This is a genomic window from Agrobacterium sp. Ap1, assembly GCF_017313375.1.
Lineage (GTDB): Bacteria > Pseudomonadota > Alphaproteobacteria > Rhizobiales > Rhizobiaceae > Neorhizobium > Neorhizobium cellulosilyticum.
Genome location: NZ_JAFLMY010000001.1, coordinates 713,204 through 736,347 on the forward strand (window position 1 = coordinate 713,204; position 23,144 = coordinate 736,347).

At 60.8% G+C, this 23,144-nt stretch carries 18 protein-coding genes; 10 read left to right on the forward strand and 8 right to left on the reverse strand.

Translation table 11 applies throughout. The features are described from left to right. Positions 1 to 15 precede the first annotated feature (15 nt). Positions 16 to 708 (reverse strand): FCD domain-containing protein, encoded by a 693-nt coding sequence (locus tag JZX87_RS03265; RefSeq protein WP_206823805.1) that lies wholly within the window; start codon positions 706 to 708, stop codon positions 16 to 18. A 166-nt stretch (positions 709 to 874) separates the two neighbouring features. Here JZX87_RS03265 and JZX87_RS03270 point away from each other — a divergent pair, with 166 nt between their 5' ends. From JZX87_RS03270 to JZX87_RS03295, 6 genes are read left to right on the forward strand one after another with little or no spacing between them, the layout of a single operon-like run. Continuing rightward, positions 875 to 2,362, forward strand: coding sequence for an ABC transporter substrate-binding protein (locus JZX87_RS03270; RefSeq protein WP_206823813.1), 1,488 nt, complete (start codon positions 875 to 877; stop codon positions 2,360 to 2,362). Between the two features lie 6 nt (positions 2,363 to 2,368). Then, complete coding sequence (locus JZX87_RS03275; protein ID WP_183820775.1) at positions 2,369 to 3,208, forward strand: ABC transporter permease; 840 nt, start codon at positions 2,369 to 2,371, stop codon at positions 3,206 to 3,208. Positions 3,209 to 3,211: 3 nt separating this feature from the next. Continuing rightward, positions 3,212 to 4,132: an ABC transporter permease gene (locus JZX87_RS03280; protein WP_206823814.1), complete on the forward strand. Its 921-nt coding sequence runs from the start codon at positions 3,212 to 3,214 to the stop codon at positions 4,130 to 4,132. After that, positions 4,129 to 5,478, forward strand: a complete 1,350-nt coding sequence (locus JZX87_RS03285) for a M20/M25/M40 family metallo-hydrolase (protein ID WP_206823817.1) — start codon at positions 4,129 to 4,131, stop codon at positions 5,476 to 5,478. The genes JZX87_RS03280 and JZX87_RS03285 overlap by 4 nt, the downstream gene beginning before the upstream one ends. Further along, on the forward strand, positions 5,475 to 6,458 hold the full coding sequence (locus tag JZX87_RS03290) for a hypothetical protein (RefSeq protein WP_206823819.1): 984 nt from the start codon (positions 5,475 to 5,477) through the stop codon (positions 6,456 to 6,458). Before JZX87_RS03285 ends, JZX87_RS03290 begins: the two co-directional genes overlap by 4 nt. Positions 6,459 to 6,483: 25 nt before the next feature. Continuing rightward, the gene (locus JZX87_RS03295) at positions 6,484 to 7,305 is read left to right on the forward strand and encodes a sulfurtransferase (RefSeq protein ID WP_206823821.1); all 822 of its coding nucleotides are present in this window, start codon (positions 6,484 to 6,486) and stop codon (positions 7,303 to 7,305) included. A 52-nt stretch (positions 7,306 to 7,357) separates the two neighbouring features. Here the strand turns inward: JZX87_RS03295 and JZX87_RS03300 are convergent, their stop codons facing one another. After that, a complete protein-coding gene (locus tag JZX87_RS03300) occupies positions 7,358 to 8,059 on the reverse strand; it encodes an SDR family NAD(P)-dependent oxidoreductase (RefSeq protein WP_286194064.1) in 702 nt (233 codons plus the stop codon). A 24-nt stretch (positions 8,060 to 8,083) separates the two neighbouring features. Further along, entirely contained in the window at positions 8,084 to 9,928 is a 1,845-nt protein-coding gene (locus tag JZX87_RS03305; RefSeq protein WP_206823822.1) for an ABC transporter ATP-binding protein, read from the reverse strand. 173 nt (positions 9,929 to 10,101) lie between these two features. Between JZX87_RS03305 and JZX87_RS03310 the strand changes: the two genes are divergently transcribed. Continuing rightward, complete coding sequence (locus JZX87_RS03310) at positions 10,102 to 11,106, forward strand: 1-aminocyclopropane-1-carboxylate deaminase/D-cysteine desulfhydrase (protein WP_206823823.1); 1,005 nt, start codon at positions 10,102 to 10,104, stop codon at positions 11,104 to 11,106. A 153-nt stretch (positions 11,107 to 11,259) separates the two neighbouring features. On the opposite strand, the gene JZX87_RS03315 is transcribed toward JZX87_RS03310, so the two are convergent. The 5 genes from JZX87_RS03315 to JZX87_RS03335 all read right to left on the reverse strand — a co-directional run bounded on the left by JZX87_RS03315 (position 11,260) and on the right by JZX87_RS03335 (position 17,870). Then, positions 11,260 to 12,582, reverse strand: a complete 1,323-nt coding sequence (locus tag JZX87_RS03315; protein ID WP_206823825.1) for an NAD(P)/FAD-dependent oxidoreductase — start codon at positions 12,580 to 12,582, stop codon at positions 11,260 to 11,262. Between the two features lie 30 nt (positions 12,583 to 12,612). Then, positions 12,613 to 14,445 carry an ABC transporter ATP-binding protein gene (locus JZX87_RS03320; RefSeq protein ID WP_206823826.1) on the reverse strand — a complete coding sequence of 611 codons (1,833 nt, stop codon included), beginning with the start codon at positions 14,443 to 14,445 and terminating at the stop codon, positions 12,613 to 12,615. Beyond that, complete coding sequence (locus JZX87_RS03325) at positions 14,445 to 15,278, reverse strand: ABC transporter permease (protein ID WP_206823827.1); 834 nt, start codon at positions 15,276 to 15,278, stop codon at positions 14,445 to 14,447. Before JZX87_RS03325 ends, JZX87_RS03320 begins: the two co-directional genes overlap by 1 nt. Beyond that, positions 15,275 to 16,222 carry an ABC transporter permease gene (locus tag JZX87_RS03330; RefSeq protein ID WP_206823829.1) on the reverse strand — a complete coding sequence of 316 codons (948 nt, stop codon included), beginning with the start codon at positions 16,220 to 16,222 and terminating at the stop codon, positions 15,275 to 15,277. Before JZX87_RS03330 ends, JZX87_RS03325 begins: the two co-directional genes overlap by 4 nt. A 118-nt stretch (positions 16,223 to 16,340) precedes the next feature. Beyond that, positions 16,341 to 17,870 carry an ABC transporter substrate-binding protein gene (locus JZX87_RS03335; protein WP_206823832.1) on the reverse strand — a complete coding sequence of 510 codons (1,530 nt, stop codon included), beginning with the start codon at positions 17,868 to 17,870 and terminating at the stop codon, positions 16,341 to 16,343. A gap of 450 nt (positions 17,871 to 18,320) precedes the next feature. Between JZX87_RS03335 and JZX87_RS03340 the strand changes: the two genes are divergently transcribed. The 3 genes from JZX87_RS03340 (at position 18,321) to JZX87_RS03350 (ending at position 22,885) form a co-directional block, all read left to right on the forward strand. After that, a complete protein-coding gene (locus tag JZX87_RS03340) occupies positions 18,321 to 20,372 on the forward strand; it encodes a hydantoinase/oxoprolinase family protein (protein ID WP_206823834.1) in 2,052 nt (683 codons plus the stop codon). Next, positions 20,372 to 22,012, forward strand: coding sequence for a hydantoinase B/oxoprolinase family protein (locus tag JZX87_RS03345; protein ID WP_206823835.1), 1,641 nt, complete (start codon positions 20,372 to 20,374; stop codon positions 22,010 to 22,012). The genes JZX87_RS03340 and JZX87_RS03345 overlap by 1 nt, the downstream gene beginning before the upstream one ends. Positions 22,013 to 22,138: 126 nt before the next feature. Beyond that, entirely contained in the window at positions 22,139 to 22,885 is a 747-nt protein-coding gene (locus tag JZX87_RS03350; protein ID WP_206823836.1) for an IclR family transcriptional regulator, read from the forward strand. The last annotated feature ends 259 nt before the right edge of the window (positions 22,886 to 23,144 follow it).

Genomic DNA, 23,144 nt, shown 5'->3' on the forward strand with positions numbered 1-23,144 from the left:
AGTCCGCCTTCTCTCCTACTTCGCCGGAACCGGCTGTGTCTGCCGCCGCTGTAAAGCCTCGATAACGATCCGCGCGCCATCCTCGATCGCATGTTCGATCGCCTCGCGAGCCGCAACCGGTTGTCGCTCATGCAGGGCAACCAGCAGGTCGTCGTAATTGTGGTGTTCTCCTGTTCCCGACTGGACTTCCGGATAAAGGTAGTTGAACCCGGGACCGGCCCTTAGCCACAACAATTCGATCACCCCGAGAAGCGTCGGCATCCGGGCTGCCGCATACAGCACGAAACGGAATTTCTTGTTCAGTGTCAGGGCCAGATGCTGGTCCTTTTCGGCCTTTGCCGCGAGATAACGTGTGAGCAGCGCCTTCATCGTGGCGATCTCGTCGGGCGTGATCTGCGACGCTGCATTGAATGCCGCAAGGCCTTCGACCGATTTGCGGATTTCGGAAATCTCCGAATATTGCTCCACCGTCATCGTCGGCACCCTGAAGGATTGCGCCGGTTCTGCCGTCAGAACCCCGGAGGCGGCAAAACGCACCAGCGCCTCGCGCACAGGCGTGATGCTCATTCCGAGCGAATCCGCCAGCTCCTTCGTAACGAGCCGGGTACCCGGCTCAAGCCGCCCTTCTATCAGGGCGGCACGGATTTCGTCTTCCACATGGGTAACCAGGCTCCTTCGGGGAGCCGCATTGAACAAAGCTGTACTCACTTAGACCTCACCCTTGGAAAAATTGCCCGTTTTTTGGCACTCAATCGAAAATGCCCATATCTTGCCCACAAAGAATATATCATATATCTTAGCAGATAATAATAGCCCCCTGACGAATACATTGTCAGGATATCAGATACCAACACCAGAGGAAGTGAAGGCCCCCATGAAAAGACTTGCTGCCATTGCGCTCGCTGCATCCATGCTGCTGCCAATCTCCACGGCCATCGCTTCGGCGGCCGATATCGTCGTAGGTCGCGGCGCGTCGACCACCGCGATGGATCCCGGCTTCCTCAAGGAGAGCGCAACGATCGTCGACAACATCTTCGACACGCTGGTGATGCGCGACAAGGACATGAAGCTGGTTCCGGGCCTTGCCACCTCGTGGAAGGCGATCGACGACACGACCTGGGAATTCAAGCTGCGCGACGGCGTGAAATTCCACAACGGTGAGGCGATGGATGCCGAAGCGGTCAAGTTCACCATCGACCGCGTCATTGACCCTGCCGCAAAGTCGCCGACCGTATCCTATATCCGCACGGTCGAAAGCGTCGAAGTCGTCGATCCGCTGACCGTCCGCATCAAGACCAAGGGCGCCGATCCGCTTCTGCCCACCCGCATGAGCCGTTATCCTGCCTATATCGTGCCGCCGAAATACGTGAAGGAAGTCGGCAACGACGTCTTCGCCCGCAAGCCGGTCGGCACCGGCCCTTACAAATTCGTCGAATTCGTTCCCGACCAGCACGTCATTCTCGAAGCAAACAAGGATTACTGGCGCGGCGCGCCGTCGATCGACAAGGTGACCTGGCGAGCGATCCCGGATGGCACGGCGCGTATAACCGCGCTCCTGACCGGCGAGGTCGACCTGATCGAAAACGTCCCCGTCGATATCGCCCCGATGGTCAAGGACAGCCCGGATACCGATCTTGTCCAGGTAAAGAACGGTGGTCTCACCATCTATCTCGGCCTCGTGATGAGCGAAAAGCCGCTGGATAACATCAAGGTCCGCCAGGCACTCAACATGGCGATCGATCGCCAGTCGATCGTCACCAACATCCTGCAGGGCATGGCATCGCCACGCGGCACGCAGGTAGGCGCCGCAGACTTCGGCTACAAGGATTTGCCCGTCACGCCCTACGACCCGGCAAAGGCAAAGGCTCTGCTCGCCGAAGCCGGCCTGCCGAACGGCTTTTCGATCAAGATGCAGTCCACCCATCGCTACATGAAGGACAGCGAAGTCGCCCAGGCGATTGCCCAGCAGTTCGGCGATATCGGCGTCAAGATCGATCAGGAAGTGCTCGACTGGTCCGTCTACACCCAGCAGGTTCCGCGCAAGGGGCCGATCTTCATGCTCGGCTGGGGCTCCACCCAGACACTCGATGCGGATGCCGCCGTCTACGCCATCTTCAAGACCGGCGAGCCCTATTCGACAGCCTCCATTCCGGAACTCGACAAGCTGCTCGACGAAAGCCGCTCGATCGTCGACCCGGCAAAACGCGAAGCGGTTCTTGCACAGATCCAGGATCTCGCCGCCGAGCAGGTCCCGGTCATCCCGCTCTACCAGGAAGATGCCCTTTACGGTAAGGCTAAGTCGGTCACCTTCGAAGGACGCCCGGACGCCCGTATCCCGATCTTCGACATCAAGAAGCAGTAATCGCGCATGACACGGTTCTGGAATGTCAGGGACAACGCAGATGCGATATTTGCCACGTTCCTTCTGATCGCGGTTCTGGCGCTTTGCGTCCTCGTGCCTCTCCTCTGGCCGATCGACCCGGTGCGCGGAACCCTGACCGCGACATTCAAGCCGCCGCTCTCCGTCATTGGCGGAGAGCTTCATCCTCTGGGAACAGACCAGCTCGGGCGGGATCTCCTCGCCCGTCTTGGGCTTGGAACGGCAATCTCGCTGTCGATCGTCCTTGCCGCCTCGGTCATCTCCGTCGTACTCGGCACGACACTCGGCATGATCGCCGGTTATTACCGCGGCTGGTTCGACATCATCATCATGCGTGCCGTCGATGTGCAGCTCGCCATCCCGTTCATTCTGCTGATCCTGCTCATCGTTGCCGTCATCGGCCCGAGCATGGGCAATCTCGTCGTCGTGCTCGGCGTTACCGGCTGGGCGGTCTTTGCCCGCGTCGCCCGCGCCAAGACGCTCGAAATCCGCGAGCTGGAATATATCGACGCCTCGCGCTCCATCGGCCTCTCCAACATGGTCATCATCTTCCGCCATGTCCTGCCCAACATTGTCGGGCCGATCACGGTGCTGATGACGCTCGACCTGCCGCGACTCATCATTCTCGAAGCCTCTGTCGGCTTCCTGGGCCTTGGCGTGCAGCCGCCAACCCCAACGCTTGGCAATCTGATCGGCGAAGGCCGTTCCTTCATCCTGCTTGCCAACTGGCTGGTGCTCTATCCGGGCCTTGTCATCGGTGCGCTGGTAATCGGCTGCAATTTGATCGGCGACTGGCTCGTAAGACGTGCAGACAGCAGGAATGCGTAAAACATGAAGACCTTGAGCTTTATCACCGGCCGCGCGCTTCAGGGCCTTGTCGTCATGTTCGGCGTCTCGGCCATCGTGTTTTTCGCGCTGTTCCTGACCGGCGACCCGGCAGCCCTGATGATGCCGCCCGAAGCCTCGCGCGAGGAGATCGAGGCATTTCGTCAGGCCATGGGTTTCAACGATCCGATCTGGGTTCAGTATGGCCGCTTTCTCGCAAGCGCCGTAACCGGAGAACTGGGCATGTCCCTACGCTTCCAGCGCCCAGCGCTCGATCTTCTGATCGAGCGCCTGCCGGCAACGGCGCTTCTCGCCATGACCGCACTCGTCTGGAGTTCTCTCCTCGGCTTCCTGCTCGGCACGATCGCGGCGGTGCGCAAGAACAGCGCCATCGATTTCGCCATCCGGGTCATCTCGCTGCTCGGCCAGGCAATCCCGGTATTCTGGCTGGCGCTGCTGCTAATCATCTTCTTCTCGCTGAAAATGCGCTGGCTGCCGTCGAGCGGCATCGGCTCGGCCTGGCACCTGATCATGCCGTCGATCGCGCTCGGCGCCTATTATCTCAGCGCCATCACCCGGTTGGTCAGGGCGAGCCTCATCGAGGTTTTGGGCGAAAACTATATCCGCACCGCCCGAGCCAAGGGCATTTCTTCCTGGCGCATCATCGTCCATCACGCGCTGCGCAACGCGTTGATCCCGGTCATCACCGTGCAGGGCATGTATTTCGCCTCGCTTCTCGGCGGCGCGCTGGTGACGGAAATCATCTTCGCATGGCCGGGCATCGGGCGGCTGGCGGTCGAGGCAATCCAGAACCGCGACTTCCCGGTCGTTCAGGCCGTCGTTCTCTTCGCCGCGGCCGTCTTCGTCATCGTCAACTTCCTCGTTGATCTCGCCTATGTCTGGCTCAACCCGAGGATCAGGCTGTGACTTCGGACGCCACTTTCGACGCGGCTCTCGACCTCACCCGAGAGTGGTGCGAAATCCCGTCGGTCAAGGGCGATGAACGGCAGATCGCGCGACAGGCGGATGCGGTTGTCAGCTGGCTAAAGAGCGAACTCGGCGCAAGCATCGTCTCGGCTGAATCTTCGAACGGCCGCCCGCCGGTTATCCACGCCCGCATCGATGTCGGCGCGGAAAAGACCATCATCCTCTACAACATGTATGACGTCATGCCCGCCTCGCCGGAAGGCTGGTCAGTCGATCCGTTCAAGGGCGGCATCGTCGATCTCGAAGGCATCGGCGAAAGCTTCGTTGCCCGCGGTGCGGAAAACAACAAGGGCCCGCTCGCCGGCATGCTTTTCGCCGTCAAGGCGCTGGCGGATGCCGGAAAACTGCGGGTCAATGTCGAGATCCTCATTGATGGCGAAGAGGAAAGCGGCAGCGGCGCGATGCGCGACTATCTCGCTGCGCCCGATTGCCCGGTACGCAAAAGCGCCTCCGCGATCTTTCCCTCCTTCTGCGAATATGGCGGCGGCGCGCCGCGCGTCTATCTCGGCTTTTCCGGCATCGCCAAGGGCAAGGTCCGGGTCGATGGCGGTGCATGGGGCGGCCCGAAAACAGCCATCCATTCCAGCAACGCTCCATGGATTGCCAATCCCGCAAGCCGGCTGGTCGAAGCCCTGTCCCTGATCGGCAAGCCGCCAACCGGCGAACTGGCAAGGATCGCAATCGACGCGGAAGCCACAGGGATCATCTCGGATCTCGCAAAAGCTTTCGATCCAGCAGCCGAACTGCGCTTCCGCAAGACGGAAACCTTTTCCCTGGAAGGCGACGCGCAGGCACTGCTGGAACACGTCCTCTCGACCGCATCATTCAACATATCGAGCCTCGAAACCATGCCGCTCCGCTCCGATGGCGTGATCCCGCATGGCGCACGTGCCGCTTTCGAGCTGCGCACACCGCCCTCCCTCGATCCGGCGGATTTCCTCAGCCAGTACCGGGTAGCACTCGAAAAGACGCCGGGAGCGATCCTCAACGTTGCCGACAGCTATCCCGGCTTCCGCTTCCGCGCCGATGCGCCCGGCGTCCCGGCCCTCCTGAAAAGCTACGGGACCACTGCCAATGCCACGCCGCAGATCTGGCCCTGGGCAATCGGCGCAGCACCCGCTTATGCTTTCGCGCCCCACGCAAACTCCTTCCTGCTCGCCGGCGCCGGCCGTGGCGGCAATGCGCATGGCATCGATGAGTTCATGACGCTTGAAGGTTTTCGACGTTTCATCCAGTCAATAGCGCTCTGGCTCGAACACGTCGCAGACGAACCGGAGGCCGTGTGAGCACTATCCGCCATCTCTCCCGCCAGGATGCAATCGAGGCCGGCGCGCTCGATTGGGTGGCGGCCGTGGAGGATATCCACGCCACGATCCGGCTCTTGCGCAGCGGCGAAGCCGGCATGGTCGCCGAAAGCGTCATGCCGCTCGGAGCCGACCCGCGCAACAAGGCCTATGGCCTGCCGGCCTTCGTCGGCGGGGCGTATGATGCGGCCGGTCTGAAATGGACCGTCCATCGCGCAGAACCGATCGGCGACCTGCCGAGCATCAGCAGCACGACCATCATCAACCGCCTGTCCGACGGCGCACCGGTCGGCAGCGTCGAAAGCGCACTCCTGACCCGCATGCGGACCGCTGCCGTCTCAGCCGCGGCAATCAAGGCCCTCAAACCCGATGGCATCAGGACCGTTGCCCTGCTGGGTGCCGGCGCGCATGCGCAGACCCATCTGGACATGCTGCTTGCCTTTTTCCCCGGTCTCGAAGCGATCCATCTCTGGAACCGCACACGAGCAAACCTCGATCCCCTGATCGAACAGGTCAGGCACGCTTCCACCCACGTCCGTCCCCATGCCGATTGGCATGAGGCGCTGGCCGATGCAGATGTCGTCATCTGCTGTACGTCGGCACCGCAGCCGTTTCTGGACAGATCCGCCGTTCGACCCGGCCGGCTGATCATGCAGGTTGGTTTTCACGAAGTCATGTTCGAGACGATCACAGCAACCGATCTCGTCACAGTCGATCTCTGGGGCGATTTCGCCGAGAAGAGCGCCAAAAGCCTGTTCCAGATGTATCGCGCAGGACAGTTTTCGCCCGAGCGCGTGGCGGCGGATCTGCCCTCCCTGCTGCTTGACGGCTGGCAGCCACCGGCTGACGCATCGCTCTATTTCTCCAGCTTCGGCCTCAACGTCTTCGACATCGCCTTTGCCGCACGCGTGCTCGCCCGAGCGAACGACCTGAACATCGGCACTCTTCTGCCGTCCATCTGATACGCATTCCCGAAAGGATCCGGCCATGATCATCACCGCCGCCGAACTCATCAAGTTGCTGCCCGAAGGCCGCCTCGTTCCCGTCGATGTGCGGCCGGAAGCGGCATGGCGCGAAGCCACCATTCCCGGCGCGGTGAGCCTCAATGTCTACGACTATTTCATTCCCGAAAGTGACGAGGCGGGCATAACCGGCATGGCCGCGGGCGCTCGCGAAGCCTTCGACCGGCTGGGCCTCGGCGGCGATCGCATCCCCGTCTTTTTCGAGGAGCAGACCGGCATGATTTCGCCACGCGGCCTCTGGTTCTATGAACTCGTGGGCCTCAAGGGCGGCCTCATCCTCGATGGCGGCATCCAAGCCTGGAAAGCAGAAGGCGGCGAAACGGCTTCAGGAATAGGCTTGCCGGATGTGATCGCACAATCCGAGACAAAGGGTCTAAGCTTCCACCGCGAACTCGTCGCCTCGACGGATGACGTGCTGAACCACGCGGATCATGACGCCGATATCTTCGATGTCCGCCGCAAGACGGAATTCGAGGGCACGTTCCACCACGCCTGCTGTGCCCGCCCGGGCCGCATCCCAAATTCGCATTTCGCCTTCTACGAAGATGTGCTGAAGGACGGCAAATATCGTCCGGCCGAAGAAATCCGCCGGATCGCCGAAGAAGCCGGCCTGTCGCCGGATCGCGAGATCATCACCTATTGCCACCGCGGCGCACGCGCGGCGACCGCACTCTACGGCCTCAAGCTCGCAGGTTTCGACAAGCTGAAAATCTATGTCGGTTCATGGCATGAATGGGCCGGCAACGCCGCCCTGCCGATCGAAATCGGCCCGGCCGAAGAAGTCTGACCCGCGTCAAGCCGGGCCGCATAACGCGGCTCGGCAAACGACACAGGCCTTATCAATAGCAGTCTTCGACGGTGTAATGGACCGGGATCTCGGCGATGCTTGCCGTCTTCGGCAGTTCGAGAACCATGTGCACAATGTTGGCAATGTCCTCGGGCTGCGTCAGTTCGGCGCTGTCGCGGCTTGCTAGCGCATTGCCCATGTCGGTCGCGACGAAACTCGGGCAGATGATCGTCGAACGGACACCATTCTCCTTGCCGCATTGGCGCAGGCCATGCCCGAGCGCCACCGCCGCAAATTTCGACATCGCATAAAGCCCGGAGCCCGCCGATTTCACCCGCTTGCCCGAAAGCGATGCCAGCGTGACGATCCGCCCGTTCGGTGCCTTTTCGAGATGCGGCCAGGCCAGCTGGCTGAGACGCATCGGCGACTTGACGTTGACATTGAAGATCAGGTCGAAATCGTCGTCGCCAGCCTCCAGCACGGTCTTCGGCGTCATGATCCCGGCATTGTGGACCAGGCCATCGAGACGACCGAAACGGGCGATCGTCTCTTCCATCCATGAACGTTCGCTCGCAGGATCGAGCGCATCGAAACGGCAGACAAGCGCGTTCGAATTATCATTGAATGCGGAAGCCTCCGGGCTTCTCACCCCGAGGCTCACCGCCCAGCCCTCGGAAAGCAGCTTTTCCGCAATCGAAGCACCGATGCCGCGCGATGCGCCGCTGATCATTGCAACACGGTTCGACATTGTCATTTTTTCATCCCCTGCGAATTCACGTCACGCCGCGGCAGCGGCACTGCCCCACTCGTCGCCCCAGGACTGGACGAGATGCCCCGGCGAAACCTCCACATAATCCCGCTTCGGCGGAACATAGGAGAGCGGCCGGATCGGGCTCTTGATCTCTTCGTTGCTCAAACCACGGCGAATGCCGCGACGGGCCGGATCAGGAATCGGAACCGCTGCCAGAAGCCGCTTTGTATAGGGATGTTGCGGGTTCTCGAAGATCTGCTGTCGCGGACCGATCTCGACGATCTCGCCGAGATACATCACGGCAACCCGATGGCTCATCCGCTCCACCACCGCCATGTCGTGGGAAATGAACAGATAGGAAAGCCCCATGCTTTCCTGCAGGTCGAGCATCAGGTTGATCACCTGCGCCTTGATCGACACGTCGAGAGCGGACACCGCCTCGTCCGCGACGATGATCTGCGGCGCCATGGCAAGCGCCCGGGCAATGCACAGGCGCTGCCGCTGGCCGCCGGAAAACTCGTGCGGAAAACGGCTCGCCATATCCGGCTGCAAACCGACCTTCACCATCAGGTCCGCCACCCGATCACGGGCATCGCTCTTGCCGGATGCAATCTTGTGCGCCAGCAACGGTTCGGCCACCGCATCGCCAACCTGAATGCGCGGATTAAGGCTGGCAAACGGGTCCTGAAAGATCATCTGGATATGCCGGCGCATGGCGCGCATGTCCTCACCTGTGAGGCCGAGTATCTCCTTGCCGTCAAGCTTCACCGAGCCGGACGTCGCATCCTGCAAACGGATGATCGTGCGGCCGGTCGTCGACTTGCCGCAACCGGACTCGCCGACAAGCGCCAGCGTTTCTCCGGCTTTGAGATCGAAGGAGACATTCTCGACGGCATGGACGCGGCCCGATGTGGAACCCAGAAACCCGCTGCCGATATCGAAACGCGTTACCAGATCGCTGACCTGCAGAAGCGGCACCGGTTCGGCAGACACGGTGTCCTTCACCTGTGGCATCGCAACAGGCACGCCCGTCTCGACATCCACCAGCGGGAAACGAGCGGGGCCTGCCTCGCCCTGCATCGAACCGAGCTTCGGCACTGCGGAGAGAAGCGCCTTGGTATATCCCCGCTGCGGCTCGGCAAAAATCTGCTCAGTCTGGCCGCGCTCGATCGCCTCGCCCTTGTACATGACGAGTGTGCGGTTGGCGATTTCGGCAACCACGCCCATGTCATGGGTAATGAAGAGAACGGCCATGCCCTCCTCTTCCTGCAACAGCTTGATCAATTCGAGTATCTGCGCCTGGATGGTCACGTCAAGCGCCGTTGTCGGCTCGTCGGCGATCAGAAGTTTCGGGCGGCAGGCAAGCGCCATGGCGATCATGATGCGCTGGCGCATGCCGCCGGACATCTGGTGCGGATATTCTTCGAGGCGCTTGGCGGCGGAAGGAATGCGCACCTTTTCCAGCAGGCCGCGCGTCTCTTTCATCGCGTCCGTCAGCGACAGGCCGCGATGTGCCACCAGCACCTCGGAAATCTGGTCGCCGATCGTCAGCGACGGATTGAGGCTCGTCATCGGCTCCTGAAAGATCATCGCGATCCGGTCGCCGCGAACGTCGCGCATTTTTCGCTCGGACAGCGTTGTCAGCTCCTGACCCTCGAGCTTTACCGATCCTTCGATCCGACAGGTCTCGGGCGCATAAAGCCGCATGATCGACATCGCGGTAACGCTCTTGCCGGAACCAGACTCGCCCACCAGCGCCAGTGTCTCGCCCGTATGAATATCGAAGGACACGTCACGCACGACGGGAAGCCAGACGCCCTTGCGGCGAAAGGAGGTTTTCAGGCCCGACACGGTCATCACGGGTGCGCTCATGGACGGGTCCTTTTTCTCTCAAATTCGGGTCCGGGGCAATAATTTGCCTCTTTATATTGCATGCCACAAATGAAAGCATCTTGCCAGCATCGATATAGGATATATTATATATCCATTGGTCATTGCCGGTCGTCTGCGACCCGCTGCATCCCCTGCTTCAAAAGGAAATCTGCATGAAACTCGAAGCGATCCCCAGGCTCTCCCTCGGTTATCTGCCGACGCCGATCGAGAAGATGGAGCGCCTGAGCGCCGAGCTTGGAATTACGCTGTCGGTCAAGCGGGACGACTTCACCGGCTTCGGCGGTGGCGGCAACAAGGTGCGCAAGCTCGAATACCTGATGGCCGATGCCGTCGCCCAGGGTGTCAAGGTGCTCATCACCACCGGCGGCCATCAGTCCAACCATGCCCGCATGACGGCTGCTGCCGCTCGCAAATACGGCATGAAGCCCATTCTCGTCCTGCGCGGCAATCGCCCGAATCTTTACCAGGGTAATCTCCTGCTCGACCATCTCTTCGGCGCAGAGATCGATTTCCTCGATCCCGATGCCTATTTCACCGAGATCAATCCGCGCATGGCTCAACATGCCGCTGAGGCTGAAGCACGGGGCGAGAAGGCCTATATCATCCCGCTTGGCGGTGCCAGCGCACTCGGTGCCATGGGTTATGTCAACGCGGTCAAGGAACTCTCCGAACAATATGCCGCCGCCGGCACGCCCGCTCCGCGCTACCTCGTTGCCCCGGTCGGTTCCGGCGGCACACTTGCCGGCCTGCATATCGGCTGCTCGCTCTATTGGCCGGAAACGGAAGTCGTCGGCATCGCCGTCACCGGCAGCGCCGTTCCCTTCAGCGAGCGCATCGCCGTCATGGCCAATGCCGGCGCAGACCTTCTCGACCTCGAAAAGCGCTGGACCGCAGACGATATCCGCATCGAGAACGACTATATCGGCCCAGGCTACTCCATCCCGTCGGATGAGGGCAATGCCGCGATCAAGCTTGCCGGCAATCGCGAAGGCATGCTTCTCGATCCGGTCTACACCGGCAAGGCTTTCGCCGGCATCATGGGTTGTGTCGCAAAGGGCAGCATCGAAAAGGGCAGCTCCGTTCTCTTCATCCATTGCGGCGGCTCCCCTGCTCTCTTCCCTTATGCCGGCCTGCTGACCAGCGATCTCGCTGGCTGAACCAAAGCCAGCAGACCGGACCTAATGCCGGACACCCCTCCCCAACTAAACCTCCCATATTGCCCGAACGCATATGGGAGGTCTTTTTTTGTCGTGGCGGGAGACAAAAATGCCGGGCATGGACTGCCCGGCAGCGGTGATGCCGTTCGTTCTTTAAGCGGCAATCGCCAGTTTCGGCCGGAGCCTCGAAATGTTGAACGGCGCGGGGTCGACCAGTTTATCGCCACCCATGACGATATCGGCCATCAGATGACCAGCGCCCGGCCCGATGCCGAACCCGTGGCCGGAAAAACCGGAGGCGATGAAGAAGCCCGGCGTTGACGGCACGTCGCTGATGACCGGAACGGCATCCGGCGTCACATCCATCATGCCGGCCCACTCGTTGACGACGCGCGCCTTGGCAAAAGCGGGATAGGCGCGTGCGAGATTGGCAAGCGCCTTGCGATTGAAGGATTTCGTCGGCAGCGGGTCGAGCGTCCGGATCATCTCGAAGGCAGTCTTTTCGTCAAGCTGCCAGCTTCTCGGCATCACCAGTTCATCGACGAATGATTTGCCGACGCGCAGCTTTATTTCCCGCCATGTCTGGATGAATGAAGGCATATATTCGGCGAACAGGCGAAAACTATCCGGCACGATATTGGCGATATTGGCATTGCGCAGCGCCACCGAATAATCGCCGTCCAGGCGCTTTCTGTAGGCGAAATCACCAGCGCCGACCGGCATGTCGGAAATCCCTTCGATACCGGTCACGCGGGCAACCGTGCCCATCACCTTCAGCTGCGGAAAATCGATGCCCATATTGCCGGCAAACAGCCGCGACCAGACACCACCCGCCAGCACGACAGACGAGCAGGTGATCCGGCCACGTTCGGTCACGACGGCGGAAATCCTGCCCGCCGAGCGCTCGACACCACGCGCGGCGCACTGCGTCAGGATGTGAGCGCCGGCGCGGCGCGCCGCATTCGCCATCGCAACCGTCGCAAGTGCCGGTTCGGCACGACCATCGCTCGGGGTGTGAAGACCACCGATCAAGCCGCCCGACGATCCCGGCAGCAGCGCCTCGGTCTGCGCACCCGTCAGCATTTCGGAGTTCAGCCCGTAGGCCTTGCCCTTCTCGTACCAGCCACCCCAGATCTCCATGTCGCGCTTGTTGTAGCAGAGATAGGTGATCCCGGTGCGCCGCCAGCCGGTCTCCTCGCCGGTGCGCTCGTTCATCTGCGACCACAATCGAAGGCTTGCCATGGTCAGCGGAATTTCCGCCGGATCGCGGCCCATCTGGCGTGTCCAGCCCCAGTTGCGGGCCGATTGCTCGCCACCGATCACGCCCTTTTCGACCACCGCGACGGAGACGCCGCGCTCCGCCAGCGTCAGCGCCGTGTTGATGCCGATAATGCCGCCGCCGATGACTACGACATCGGCATGCGCCGGCAGTTCGGCATCGCCTTGAAAAGGAGAAACGGGAATGGAAAGTGACATGGCCTTTGCCTCAATGGTCTATTTGAAAATTCAAGCCGCCCATTCCGGGCCGGCGTCCTGCACCAGATGGCCCGGCGATACTTCGCGATAGGTCCGCGCAGGTGGCACGTAGTCTCCGGGCCGCACCGGGCTACGGATCTCGCTGTCGGCAATCTTGTGGCGGTCACGCCGTCGCGACGGATCGGGCACCGGCACGGCCTCGATGAGACGGCGCGTATAGGGATGAACCGGATTGGAAAAGATCGCTGCCCGCGGTCCGATCTCGACGATCTCTCCGAGATACATCACCGCCACGCGGTGGCTGATCCGCTCGACCACGGCCATGTCGTGGCTGATGAAGATGAAGCCGAGCTGCATTTCCTGCTGCAATTCCAGAAGCAGATTGACCACCTGCGCCTTAACCGAAACGTCGAGCGCCGACACTGCCTCGTCGGCGATGATCACGCTCGGCTTCAGCGCCAGCGTGCGGGCAACGCAGATTCGCTGCCTCTGGCCACCGGAAAATTCGTGCGGATAGCGTTTCGCAATATCGGGCGACAGGCCGACACGGGTGAGCAGCGAGGCGGCAATCTCGTCCTGCTCCTTCTCCGTTGCCAGCTTGTGGATCCGCAGCGGCTCGGTGATCGCCCGGCCGACCGTCAGGCGCGGATTGAGGCTGGAGAAGGGATCCTGAAAGATCATCTGCACTGAGCGACTGAGCGATTGCCGCGTGTCGCTGCGCATCGGCTTGCCGCAGATCTCCACCTTGCCCGCTGTCGGATGTAAGAGACCGGTGATCAGCTTGCCGGTCGTGGACTTGCCGCTGCCGGATTCGCCGACGATCGCCAGCGTTTCTCCGCGTGCAAGCGTCAGGCTGACATTCTCGACCGCATGGACACGCGCGGTCACTTTGCCGAAGATCGTCTGCTGCACCGGAAAACGAATCGACAGGTCCGTCACGTCGAGCAGGATTTCAGATGTATCCACGGTGGACTTCAACACCGAAGCCTCGGCGGCAAGGCCAGTGTTGATATCGTAAATGGCAAAAGGCTGCGGATCGTTTGAGCCGCTCATCGATCCCAGCTGCGGCACGGCGGAAAGCAGGGCCTTGGTGTAGGGATGACGGGCATTGGCGAAAATCTCGGTCGTCGTCCCCTCTTCCACCACGTCGCCGCGATACATCACCACCATGCGGTCGGCAACTTCGGCAACCACACCCATGTCGTGGGTGATGAAGAGAACGGCCATGCCCTCTTCTTCCTGCAGCTCCTTGATCAGGTTCAGCACCTGCGCCTGGATCGTCACGTCGAGTGCGGTTGTCGGCTCGTCGGCGATCAGCAGTGCCGGCTTGCAGGCAAGCGCGATGGCGATCATCACGCGCTGGCGCATGCCGCCGGAAAACTGGTGCGGATATTCACCGTAACGCCGTGCCGCAGACGGGATATGCACCTTCTCCATCAGCCGGATCGCCTCGATCTTGGCCTCTCCTTTCGAGATGCCGCGATGGGCGATGATGGATTCGGCAATCTGCTCGCCGATGCACATTGTCGGGTTGAGCGAGGTCATCGGCTCCTGAAAGATCATCGCGATCTCGTTGCCGCGCAGCGCCTTCAGGTCTTTCGGCGAGAGGGAGAGTAGTTCCCTGTCTCCCAGCCGGATCGAACCCTCGATCCGAGTCGACTGCTGCGGCAACAGGCCGAGCACGGACAGTGCAGTGACGCTCTTGCCCGAACCAGATTCACCGACGATCGCGACAGTCTCGCCCGGTGCGATATCGAAGCCGAGATTGCGCACGACCGAGGTCCATCCATCCTTGTTGCGAAAGGATATGTTCAGGCCGGAAATCGACAGGCCGGGCTTTGTTGTGGTTTCGGCTATCGACATCACTGCCCCTTGATCTTGCTGGATTTCGGATCGAGCCTGTCACGCAGGTCGTCGCAGAAGGCATTGAGAATGAGGATCATCGCCGTCAGTGCGGCACAGGGCCAGACGAGCAGCATCGGCGCCTGCGCCAGCGTGGCGCGCCCGGTTCCAATCATCAGCCCGAGCGACGGGGCCGGCGGCAGCACGCCGAGTCCGAGGAAGGACAGGCCGGATTCAAGCACGACCGTGACCGCGACGGTGAACGAAAACTGGACGATCAGAGGACCGGCAATGTTGGGCAGGATGGTGGAGAACATCACCCGCGCATTGCTTGCCCCCATGCTGCGCACGGCCTCGACATAATCCTGCGAACGGACGGAAAGCACGCTGGCATGGGCGACGCGGGTGAAGCTCGGCACAAAGACGATCGCCAGAACGGGAATGAGCGTCACCGGCCCCGGGCCGTAAAGTGTCACTGCCAGCATGGCGAGCAGCAGCGGCGGAAAGCAGAGCACGATGTCGATAAACCGCATCGCCAGCATTTCGGTCAGCCCGCGGGAATAGCCGGCCAGAACACCAAGCGCCGTGCCGATGATGCCCGCCATAATGGCGGCGGCAAAGGCCACGATCAGCGAGTTTCGCAGCGCGAAGATGAGACGCACGAGAATATCGCGCCCAAATTCATCCTGACCGAACAGATGTGCCGCCGAGGGACCGGCAAAACGGGCCGCGGTATCCATCGCAAGCGGATCCTGCAGCGGCAGAACCGGAGCGAGAAGGCTGACGATGAGCAACAGAGCCAGAAGATAGGCCGGGATCTGGCGTGGTGTGAATTTCAAGGAGGTTCCGGTCATTTGCGCACCCGCGGATCAGTCAGGCCGTAGAGAACATCGACCAGGAAATTGAGGCCGATGAAGAGTGCCGAAATCACCAGAATGACACCGGTGACAGTCGGATAGTCACGGGCATTAACGCCACTGACCAGCATTCCCGACAGGCCCGGCCAGTTGAACACATATTCAACGAGCACCGTGCCGCCGAGCAGCGAACCGATCTGCAGCGCGAAAATGGTGATGACGGGAATCAGCGCATTGCGCAGGATGTGGTGGAGCACGATACGGCGGTCTCCCAACCCTTTGGCGCGGGCGGTGCGCACATAATCGAGCGGCAGAACTTCCAGCGTCGAGGCGCGTGTGATGCGGAAGACGATCGCAGCAAGACCGATACCGATCGAAAGCGACGGCATCAGAAGCAGCATCATGTGTTTGCCCGGCGCCTGCGAAAACGCGACGAAACCGCCTGCCGGCGTCAGCTTCAGCATCTGCGAGAAGACGAGAATGAGAAGCGTGCCGAGCACGAAAACCGGAATGCCCTGGGCAAAACCCGCGACATAGGATGCAACGCGATCGAACGACCTGCCTGTGTGAAGTGCAGCATAGATGCCGGCCGGGATTCCGATCACGAGACTGATCAGCGCCGCAAGCCCGATCAGTTCCAGCGTACGCGGCAGCCGTCGCGCGATCTCTGCAGAAACCGAACTATCATCGACCATCGAACGCCCGAGATCGAAGGAGGCAAGGCCCTTCAGCTTCTCCACATACTGCTCGACGATCGGGCGGTTCAGCCCGAGATCCTCGCGGATCATCTGCACGGTTGCCGGATCGGCCGAACCGCCATCCTGCGACAGAAGCAGTTCGACGGGGTCACCGGGAACGAAGTGGATGGACATGAAGACCAGCGTCACGATCACCCATAACATGATCAGACTGGCAATCCCGCGTCTCAGAAACCAGAACATATAGCCCCTATTCTCTTTTCGTCACGGCAAACGCCGCCGCAATCATGCGACCAGAGCCAATGCCATTACCGCTTCCGCCCAAGCCGAAAAGCAGGCGGAAGCGCTGGGGGAGATGGTGTCAGGCAAGCGCCAGCTTGTCGAACAGCGTTGCCGAGAAGGGCGACATCTGGTCCGGCAGCAGTTCGAGATTGCCGACAGTCTTGTTGCGGGCAAAACCCGTAGCGCGATAAGCGAGGCCGCAGAAGCTGGTATTATCGCAGACGAGCTTGTCGACTTCGGCATAGAGCGCGATACGCTTGGCCTCGTCACCTTCCTGGCGACCGCGCTGCAAGAGGTCGGAAAGGCCCGGAACCTCGAAATTACGGCTTCGCAGGAATGTCTGGGTCAGGGACGGATCGATAACGGTTGCTGCCGCATCGGGATCGAGCGTGTCGATACCGATGCCTTGGACCGCGAAGTCACCGATGCCGCGATTGCCCATCGTTACACGGGTTGCCCAGTCCGGCATGGTCAGGTTCACCTTGATGCCGATTTCGGCCAGATGCGACTGGACCAGCACGGCAATGCCGGAATGCATCGTGTATTGCGAGGTGGCCAGAAGCGAGACCTCAAGACCGTTCTCGTGGCCGGCCTCCTTCAGCAGGGCCTTTGCCTTTGCCGGGTCGTAAGACCAGTAATTGGCCAGTTCCTTGTTGTAATAGGGCGAGACCGACGGGCGGGGAACGCCGGCAAGCGGAGCACCACGGCCATAGAAGACGGTGTTGACGATTTCCTCACGGCGAATGCCGAAGGCAACAGCCTGGCGCAGCTTCGGATCCTTGAACACGCCCGAACCGTTGAAGCTCAGATACATGAACGCACCGGAAGCCATGGCATCGAGCCTCAGATTGGAGTCCTTGTCGATCGTATCCATCGCGCTCCACGGCACGTAATCGATCAGGTCGACATCGCCGGCGGTAAGTGCAGCAACGCGCAGGTTCTCGTCTGCGTAAGGGGTGATCTGCACATCCTTGAAGGAGGGCAGGCCTTCCTTGAAATAATGTTCCGATGCGGTGAGCGAAATGCCAACGCCCTTTTCGGCGGAAACGATGGTGAAGGGTCCGGCACCGATACCCTGCTCCTGGGCGTCGGTGGAGCCGGCCGCAATAATGGCAAGGAAGGGATAGGCCATGACCGAGGGAATGGTCACGTCCGGCGCCTTGGTGACGAGCTTGAAATTGCGGTCGTCGACAATCTCGATCGAGGCGATCTGGGTCACCGGATCGCGCATATAGGCGCCGGAGCCTTCGGCTGCGATCTTTTCAAGCGTCCATTTTACGTCGGCCGAGGTTACCGGCTGGCCGTTGGAAAATTTCACATCCTTGAGCACGAATGCCCAGGTCAGGTCGTTCTCGCGCGTCCAGCTTTCCGCCAGTTCGCCGACCAGCTGCCCCTTCGCGTCATAGGTAACGAGGTTGCGGTTGATCAGGGCCGAAACGAGCTGGCCCGCATAGCCGACATTGATCCACGGGCGGAAATGCGACGGGTAGGTGGAGAGGCCAACTCGCAATGTCTTGGCTGCCGGAGCAGCAAGAAGCTGACCGGGAAGTGCTGCGGCGGCGCTGGAGATGGCGAGATATTTCAGGAGATCTCGGCGATTAACAATCATAGCAGTTCCCTCTTTTATGATCTGTCTGTTTCTGGCTTCAAGGCACGGCGCGCATGTCTTCATGCTTTCGCGGATGCCTTGCTATCAAGCATCGACCTGTCTTGCCGCGCTCCCTGCATCATCCATTCCACCCGATGACGAAGCCGCGGCATTGAGAAATCCGAAAGGCTTGAGGCCAATGGTTTCTGTTGGCTCAAGCTAAGGACCAGAAATGAAAATCGTCAAGCGCAATTCCAATAAAAGGGCCAAATATTTATCAATGATCCGATTATAGGAATAAAAAGGGTCGATTGCAGCTAACATCTATCAAAAATATCCACTTTATTCCGTTAATCGGACCATAAAATAATTGATGGTCCATTTATTGGAATTTAGTTGACAGTTTTTTTCTTCGGTTCTTACATGAAGCCACCTCGGGGCAAACGGCCTCAAAACAAGAAGGGGAACTTCATGGTCTGGCGCATTGGCGTGGATTCCGGCGGTACATTTACCGATGTATGTTTGTTTGAAGAGACCACCGGCGAGGTGAAGATCTGGAAGGTCTCGTCGACACCGGATGATCCTTCGCGCGGCATCACCCAAGGCGTCGAAGAAGGCATTCGCGAAGTCGGAACCACCGCTGCCGACGTTGCCTTCCTAGGCCACGGCACGACCGTCGCCACCAACGCGCTCATCCAGGGCCGCGGCGTCGAGACCGGCCTGATCACCACCGACGGCTTCCGCGATCTTCTTGAAATCGGTCGCCAGAAGCGCCCTGACCTTTACGACATCCAGGCCGACAAGCCCGATACGCTGGTCAGCCGCGACCTGCGCATCGGCGTCAAGGAACGCGTCCTGTCGAACGGCGAAACCGAGACCTCGCTCGACGAGGAAGAGTTCCGCGCCGCCGTCCGCGAACTGAAAAAGGCCGGCGTCAAGTCGGTCGCCGTCTGCTTCCTCTACAGCTTTTTGAATTCTGAACACGAGGCGATCGCCGGCCGCATTCTGGAAGAAGAGTTTCCGGAAGCATTCTCCGCACTGTCGCACAAAATCGCCCCGGAATTCCGCGAGTTCGAGCGACTGTCGACCACGGTCGTCAATGCCTATCTCGGCCCGGTGATGAAGGGTTACGTCAATGCGCTCAGCGGCAAGCTGAAGAACCTCGGCATTTCCGTCGCCCCGCAGCTCACTCAGTCGAATGGCGGCGTCATCGGTTTTGATGCGGCAGCGGATCTGCCGGTCCGCACCGTACTGTCCGGCCCGAGCACCGGTGTGGTCGCCGCACAGGCGATCGGCCGCATGACCGGCATCGAGAACCTGATCACCTTCGATATGGGCGGCACATCGAGCGACGTCGCGCTTTTGACCGGCGGCAAATGCCAGGTCGTCAACGAATCCGTCGTGCACGGTTATCCGATCAAGGCACCGATGCTCGACATTCACACGGTCGGCGCCGGCGGCGGTTCGATCGCCTATGTCGATAATGGCGGTTTCCTCAAGGTCGGCCCCCGCAGTGCCGGCGCCAATCCCGGCCCCTCCTGCTACGGCCTCGGAAACCCGGAACCGACGGTGACGGACGCCAACGTGCTTCTGCAGACGCAGAACCCGAAATACCTGCTCAACGGCCGCATGAAGATCGATCAGGATCTTTCGCGTGCTGCAATCCAGACGCTGGCCGACAAGCTCGGCATGGGCGTTCTGGAAACGGCAAACGGCATTCTCGATATCGTTGCCGCCAACATGGCCAAGGCCATCCGCGTCATCAGCGTGCAGCGCGGCCACGATCCACGCGAATACACCATGGTCGCATTCGGCGGTGCAGGCCCGGTTCACGCAGCGCGCCTCGCCAAGGAACTCGGCATGAAGCGCATCCTCATCCCGCGCACGCCCGGCGTCCTCTGCGCTCTCGGCCTGCTGATGACCGATCTGCGCGCCGATTTCTCTTCCACCCAGCTGACTCGCCTCGACGAGGCAAGCGCTGATGGCATCGGCGAAATCTATGCAGCCCTCGAAGCCAAGGCCTATGCCTGGTTCGATAGCGAAGGCATTGCCCCGCAGGCGCAGCAGATCTCTCGCACGGTCGATGTCCGTTACGCCGGCCAAAACTACGAAATCTCGGTCCCGGTACAGGCAGGGACGGTCACGGCCGCAACCTTTGCAGCGATCGAAGAAGCCTTCCTCAACGCCCATCGCCAGCTCTACGGCTTCATCGCCGAAGGTGAGCCGGTGCAGATGGTGACCTTCCGTCTTGCCGCCAGCGGGCTTGTTGAAAAGGCGCAATTCCAGCCGGCCGAAATCGAAGGCCCGGATTCGTCTGCGGCGATTACCGGTTCGCGCGAAGTCTGGATGATGGAAGCCGGCGGTTTCGTCACTGCGACGCTTTACGATCGCGCTAGGCTGAAGGCCGGCAATGTCGTCCATGGTCCAGCGATCATCGACCAGATGGATACCACCACCGTTGTGCCGATGGATACGACCGCGACCGTCGATGCCTATCTCAATCTCATGCTTGAGGCGAAGTGATGCTGAACGTCAATCAGGAACAAACCACGGCCATCAACCCGATTACCGTTGAAGTGATTGCCAGCGCTTTTGCTTCGACCGTCGAGGAAATGGGCGAGGCGCTCGTCCGCGCCAGCTATTCCACCAATATCAAGGAACGCCGCGACTGCTCGACGGCGCTCTTCGATGCCAATGGCGCGATGCTCTGCCAGGCCGAACATATCCCCATGCATCTCGGCAGCTTCATCGGCTTCATCCCTTATCTGATGAAGACGCCGGGTCTGGAAAACATCAAGCCCGGTGACATCTTCATCGGCAACGATGCCTATGAGGGCGGCGGCACCCACCTGCCCGATATCGTCATGGCGTCGCCGATCTTCGTTGAGAGCCGGCTCGTGGCCTGGGCCATCAACACCGCCCACCATTCCGACTTCGCCGATCGCGGCCACGCCCATATCTATCAGGAAGGTCTGCGTATTCCGCCGGTCCGCCTCTACAGGGAAGGCGTGTTGCAGGAAGATATCCAGCGCCTCTTCCTGCTCAACTGCCAGGTACCGCATGAGCGCGTTTCCGACCTTCGCGCCCAGATGGCGGCAAACCGCCTCGGCATTACCCGTCTCAACGAACTCTGCGAGAAATACGGTCTCGACACGGTTCTGGCCGCAGGCGCCGAACTGATGAACTATGCGGAGCGCAAGATGCGCCTCGGCATCGCCTCCATCCCCGACGGCACCTATTCCTTCAAGGACCGTTTCGACAGCGAATCGCTTGTCGGCGAACTGGAATTCGGCGTCACGATCGAAGTCAGGGGAGATGAGGTTCACCTCGATTTCGTCAGCCCGCCACAGGTCCGCGCCGGCCTCAACGTCGTCTATACCGCACTTCTGGCAACCGTCTATTACGCGGTCAAATCGATCGTCGATCCGACAATCCTGCCGAATGCCGGCCTTGCCCGCCCGATCCATGTGACGGCGGAAGAAGGCAGCCTCCTGCGTTGCGGCCACCCGGCAGCCGTGGATGGCCGCATCACCGCCTGCCAGCGTGTCGTCGATCTGGTCCACGGCGCCTTCGCCCAGGTCATTCCGCATCGCGTCACCGCCGCCTCCAACGGCTCCGTCGGCGTCGCCAGCTTCAACGGCACGCGCCCCGACAAGAGCCTCTGGGTCTATCTGGAAACCATCGGCGGCGGTTCCGGCGCGCGCTGGAACAAGGATGGTCTGGACGGCGTGCATGTGCACATGACCAACACCTCCAACCTGCCCGTCGAAGCGCTCGAGAACGAATACCCGATCACGCTTCTTCGTTATGAACTGGTGGATGGATCCGGCGGCGCCGGCACGTTCCGCGGCGGCATGGGCCTTCGCCGTGTCTATCGGGCCGAGGCTGATTGCCGCGTTCAGGTCATGGGCTCGCGCCTGATCTCGGCCCCCTGGGGCATCGATGGCGGGCTCGAAGGTGCCCGCGGTTACTTCTCGCTGAACGGCAACCGCGACGTTTTCGTCGATGGTTCTGTCGACCTCAAGGCCGGCGATCTCCTGGAAATCGTAACCCCCGGAGCCGGCGGTTACGGAGCACCGACCGGCCGCCAAAAGACCGAGGTCGAGCGCGACGTGCGTGAAGGACGGTTGACGGCCGGCGAAGCAGCATCGCTTTACAACTGACCTCGTTCCGGTTGCATTCCACCCGGAATTGACAAGCCGGGTGGAAACGTTTCACAGCTTGAACCTGTATCGGCCTGCACTGTCGAAGACCGTGCAGGCCGATACATTGCCTTTGGAGGACGTTGATTGAGCGTTGAAAAAAAATCGTCGAGCAACGTCATGCGCGCGGCCGAGATCCTCATGGCGCTCGGTGATGCAAATCCGCCGGGGCTGACGCTTTCCGACCTCGCTACACAGCTGGACGATGCCAAATCCGCCGTCCACCGGGCGCTTGTCGCACTCGGCCAGTTCGGTCTTGTCGAGCAATCCGGACGACGCGGAGCCTATCGACTGGGCCCCGGCATCTATGCACTGGCCAACAAGTCGCACAGCATCAACGACATGGTGAACTTCTATCGCCCGGCGCTGATCAGCATCAGCGCAGAGACGGGACTGTCGAGCTATCTGATGGTGCGCTCGGGGCTGGATTCCGTCTGTCTGGATTTTGCGCTGGGCACCCTTCCCATGCAGGCCCTGTTTGAAGGCGTCGGCGGGCGTCTGCCGCTGGGCGTCGGGCTGGGCGGCGTCTGCGTCCTGGCGCAGATGGAGGAAGCTGCCCGCGACCGGATCATCGAGATCAACACAGAGCGCTACGGCCAATGGGGCGTCGACGCAGAGACCGTCATGCAGGAAATCACCATGCTGAAGACGGAAGGTTACGTCTTCGGCACGAGAAAACATGGCGGCGGCGGCGAGATCAAGACGATCGCCTTCCCCGCCGAAAAGGCAAACACCTTCAACAGCCAGGCAGCGATCTCGCTTCTTTTGCCGAACGACACAGGTATTGCCGATCTTAAAGCGCTGATGGGAAGCCTGCAAAGACATCTGGACTAACCGGCCCGCGGGAAAACCAGCTGCCGATAAGCCTCCGGCGGACACATTACGCCGTCGAGCCTTCAACCATGAGCGAATTGACCGAGGCACTCCGAGAGTTGCTTTATCTGCGTGATTTTTCCGCCGGTAAGCCACCCAGCGTCTGGCAGCTCCATGCGAGTTTTACAACGGTACATAAATTACTCTGATAACGGGTATTCCGGTGTCAGGAAGCGATTTTACAGACGTTTCAAGCGCCGTTGCGCGTACCAGAACATCA